We start from the raw sequence: 4,182 nt of genomic DNA, 5'->3' as shown, positions 1-4,182 counted from the left end.
CCACAGGAGTTACACTCAACAAGTTAGCTATGGCAGAAATTGAAACCCAGATTAATCGCCTCCCCAATCTTCAAAAATGGTTTGTGGAAATTTTCGCTAAACCCACATAGCTGTTGGATCATTTTTTTTGTGGAGGCCTCTTAGCATCTAAGATTTGTCGCACGTTGACGGCATTTTGATAGGTGTTGTTTGAATCGGGGTCTTGCAGAATTGCTGATGCGGGTACGCCGATTGTTTGGGCAATTTCTGCCATGTCTGCAGATTCGGGAAGCCCGCCACCTTTCCAATCTACTCTACCGCCGCTGAGAATGAGCAGGGGAGCTTTGCCTTGCCGGTAAAGTCGGGAACCGTAGATTATTCGATCGCCCGCTTCCCCTAATTCTACCCAAGGACGGGGACGTAAAGCTGCTTTGACACCGCCACCCAAGACGATAATCGCTTCAGCTTGGGGGAGTTCGGCGGTTGGTAAGTTTTGCCATTCGAGCGATCGAACTAACGATTTTGAAACCCAACCGCTACTTCCGAGCAGTAAAATAATTAGAGCCGCAGCCATTGGCGCCGCCGCCCATTTGGGATGCTTCCAAAGTGTTATTAAAGCCGCCATCATTAACAGGCAACTCAACCCCAAAGGATAAATAAACAGCGGCAGGAGTTTCGACAGAAATACAAACATTCAGCAAGTAGTTCAAATTGCTAGGAACGCGGTAATGGGTAATCGGCAATCGTAATGGGTAATTAGTAATTGGTAATTTGGTTGTCGGGAGTTGTTAATTTTTAGTATTGAGTTGTGAATTATGAACTCTTTAACTTAAAGCTTAAAACTCAATACTCAAAACTATTTTCGGTGCTAGCGACGCTCCTCTGGTCCTGACAACCAGCTAAACAATGTAGGAGCTTCACGCCTAGAGGTTTTGCTATATAGTTTCGCCTCCCTTTCCACTACTTCTTTATTGAGGATAGCATCCGACTTTTTATCCTTGGAACGTATATTCGGGTTGAGTAGTAGTTCGTTGTGCCACCAAGCGACCATTAAACCTGCTGCCACGCCGCCGATGACACCCAGACCAAGACTGAGGGGCAGCGAACATCCTACTAAGCGAAACCCAACGGTAAACAACACAAACCATATCAGCGCGGGGTTAAACCCCTTGGAGTCTCCGGTATATTTTGGCATGAGCTGCAAGTTGTGTTTGTAATAACACAGAAAGATATTGACAATATTAGCAGACAATCCAATTGGCTGCAGGCGATCGATCTGCAACTACTCCCTACAAATCAAGTTTAATTGTACCTCTAAGTCTTGTGCGGTATCTACAATGTTGACAGAAATTTGCTCTAATTCTGTAAAAGGTTGAAAAGCTGCTTGCTGCGAACTCAATAGTTCTGCCGTCGCGTCGGCAATATCGCCCCTGCGCTGTTGCAGTCGTTCTTGCAATACTTCCATTGGTGCCGTGCAGTAAATGATTTGCAGGGGCAAGCCGTGGGATTGAGCCTGATTAATCGCATCGCTTCTCAAGTTTTGGCGATCGAACTTTGCATCTAAAATCACATCCCAACCTCGGTCAGCCAGAATTATCCCCAACTCTAACAATCTACCATAAGTCTGTGCCGTCATTTCATCCGAGTACAAATCTTCTCCCCCCCGTTCATTTAAAGGAATGCCGCCTAAATGTTTGCGAACAGCATCGGATCGAATGTGAATTGCCCCAGTGCGGCGAGCCAAATATCGAGCTGCTGTACTCTTGCCAGAACCCGACAAACCAGACATCAAAGTTAACTTTCCCCAGCGCGGTTTTGTGTATTGCCAAGCCAGTTTATAATAATGAGCGGCAGTCTGTGAAATCTCTGCTTTTTGGGCAGTTGAAATAGCGGGATCTTCCAACATTAACGAAGTTACTTTCGCTCTAACATAAGCTTGACGGCTTAAATACAGAGGCAACAGTTGCAGTCCTTCCCAATCCCCTGTTTGTTCGATGTAAGTATTGAGAAAAGCATTGCCTAAGTCTCTGCGCACCCGCGATTCCAAATCCATTACTGTAAAAGCGACATCGTACATGACATCAACAAAGCGAAAAGGCTCGTTAAATTCGATGCAGTCGAACAGCAATATTTTATCTTGCCACAATGCTATATTCCGCAAGTGCAAATCTCCGTGGCACTCGCGAATTTTATTATTGGTCATCCGCAGGTTAAATAACTCTGGGTTGTTCGCAAAAAACGCATCAGTATAATCTTTAGTTTCCTGATATTGTGTCTGAGTCTGCGGCCCGCCAATATATTTTTGCGAAATTAGGTAATTGTTATCTATTGCTGTGCGAATCTGACTGACTTCGCCAAATCTACGAATGTAGCTATTACTAATTGCCGTGCTGTGAAAGTTGGCAACTTCCCGCCCTAAGTCTGCCATAAGTTGCTCGGTCAACAGTCCGCGTTCCAACAAACTGAGGAACAGCGAATCTTGAGGAAACTCCCGCATTTTTAGCACGTATTCTACAGCAATTTCGGCAGAAGTTATAGCAGGTAAGGTGCTGCCCAATTGAAAGGAATCGCCCCTTTGAATAATTGGCAAAACTTCTAGATAAATTTCCGGTGCAGTGCGCTGGTTCATCAGCAATTCTTGGGTGCAGAAATGCTGCCTTTTGGCCAAGGTTGAATAGTCCAAAAAGCCAAAATTGACTTGTTTCTTAATTTTGTAAGTATAATCTCCTGTCAGCAAAACAAAGGAAGCATGAGTCTGAATGAGGTGCACTGGTTCTGTCACTCCGTGCGGGTAAAACCCAGGCTGCAACATTTGCTGAATCAGAGGTGGAACACAAGTATCAGTCATATCGATTTTAGATTTTAGATTTTAGATTTGGGATTTGGGATTTGGGATTTGGGATTTTAGATTTGGGATTTGGGATTTGGGATAAAAGCAAATATAGTTATAACTTACGCAGAACATCTAAATGTTACTATAAAACTTACGCAGAACATCTAAATGTAGGGGGCTCCGTGCGCACATTTCGATAAAACGCAGGGTACGCGGGCGCACCTTACCATAAAACGTAGGGTGCGCGCGGAGCACCTTACACTGTCGATAGCCAAACAAAAGGTGTTTTGCGCAAGTCCAAAATTAGTATCAAAAAAAAAGCACTCATGACAGAAAACAATCAAGATTCCCGTTCCGTGGATGTGTTTGGCGTAGGCAATGCCCTTGTAGACATCCTAGCATTGGTAGAAGATGAATTTGTACTCGGTCACGGGCTGAGTCGTGGCGGGATGACGCTGATGAATTCGGAAAGGCAGGGGGGAATTTTGCACGATTTAGAGCACAATTCGCTGCAAATGCGATCGGGGGGTTCGGCGGCAAATACCATGATTGGTTTGGCTCAAAGCGGCGGTAAAGCGTATTATTCGGGGAAGGTTGCTAAGGATACTAACGGCGAGTTTTATCGGCAAGATTTGCTGGCGGCGGGGATTGATTTTAACGTGCATCCTGCTGAGTCGTCGCAGGAACCCACTGGTACTTGTGTAGTGCTGACTACGCCGGATGCGGAACGCACGATGTGTACTAATTTGGGGGTTTCTACTACTCTGGCTGCGACTGATATTGATGTCGATCGACTGGCTCACTGCAAGTACAGTTATGTTGAAGGCTATCTTTGGGATGCTCCGGATCCGAGAAAGGCTAGCATTGAGACGATGGAACAGTCTAAGCGTCTGGGTGTGAAGGTGGCTTTTACTTTTTCGGATGGCTTTTTAGTCGATCGATTTGCTGATGATTTTCACAAGGTGGTTTCGGAATATTGCGATGTAATTTTTTGCAATGCTGATGAAGTTCGGAGCTTTTTTAAGGAGGAATCTCTGGAAGAGTGCGCTCGGAAAATGAGCGAGATTTCGGATTTGGCTTTTATTACTAATGGGGATAAAGGCTGCCTGGTGGTGGAGAATAAACAGATTGTTGATGTTGCTGGATTTCCGGTAAAGGCGATCGATACTGTGGGTGCTGGGGATGCTTTTGCGGGGGGTGTTTTGTTTGGAATTACTAATGGTTTGAGTTCTGTACAAGCGGCTCGCTGGGGCAATTTCTTGGCTTCTAGGGTGGTGCAGATTCATGGGCCTCGGCTTGAGGGTTCTCAGGCTCATCTTTTGAGTGAGGTGATTTCTGGGTAGGATTTGAAAGGGGCGATCGCACTTTTT

The 4,182-nt window shown here is 45.4% G+C and carries 4 protein-coding genes; 1 reads left to right on the top strand and 3 read right to left on the bottom strand.

What is annotated here, in order from left to right; translation table 11 throughout:
- Nucleotides 1-118 precede the first annotated feature (118 nt).
- The 3 genes from ACUVJL_RS34865 to ACUVJL_RS34855 all read right to left on the bottom strand — a co-directional run bounded on the left by ACUVJL_RS34865 (nt 119) and on the right by ACUVJL_RS34855 (nt 2,827).
- On the bottom strand, nt 119-673 hold the full coding sequence (locus tag ACUVJL_RS34865) for a YdcF family protein (RefSeq protein WP_445249998.1): 555 nt from the start codon (nt 671-673) through the stop codon (nt 119-121).
- A gap of 174 nt (nt 674-847) precedes the next feature.
- Nucleotides 848-1,261 (bottom strand): hypothetical protein, encoded by a 414-nt coding sequence (locus ACUVJL_RS34860; protein WP_445249997.1) that lies wholly within the window; start codon nt 1,259-1,261, stop codon nt 848-850.
- Nucleotides 1,262-2,827, bottom strand: a complete 1,566-nt coding sequence (locus ACUVJL_RS34855; RefSeq protein ID WP_445249996.1) for a bifunctional aminoglycoside phosphotransferase/ATP-binding protein — start codon at nt 2,825-2,827, stop codon at nt 1,262-1,264.
- Between the two features lie 311 nt (nt 2,828-3,138).
- Between ACUVJL_RS34855 and ACUVJL_RS34850 the strand changes: the two genes are divergently transcribed.
- Complete coding sequence (locus tag ACUVJL_RS34850) at nt 3,139-4,155, top strand: adenosine kinase (RefSeq protein ID WP_445249995.1); 1,017 nt, start codon at nt 3,139-3,141, stop codon at nt 4,153-4,155.
- Nucleotides 4,156-4,182: the final 27 nt, after the last annotated feature.

This window comes from Microcoleus sp. OTE_8_concoct_300, from assembly GCF_031383065.1.
In the GTDB taxonomy this organism is placed as follows: domain Bacteria; phylum Cyanobacteriota; class Cyanobacteriia; order Cyanobacteriales; family Microcoleaceae; genus Microcoleus.
This window is presented reverse-complemented; position numbering and strand designations above follow the sequence as displayed.

What these genes read in the sequence shown, in the direction of transcription:
- ACUVJL_RS34865 (WP_445249998.1), bottom strand. Translation starts at nt 673, where the DNA reads ATGTTTGTATTTCTGTCGAAACTCCTGCCGCTGTTTATTTATCCTTTG.
- ACUVJL_RS34855 (WP_445249996.1), bottom strand. Translation starts at nt 2,827, where the DNA reads ATGACTGATACTTGTGTTCCACCTCTGATTCAGCAAATGTTGCAGCCT.
- ACUVJL_RS34850 (WP_445249995.1), top strand. Translation starts at nt 3,139, where the DNA reads ATGACAGAAAACAATCAAGATTCCCGTTCCGTGGATGTGTTTGGCGTA.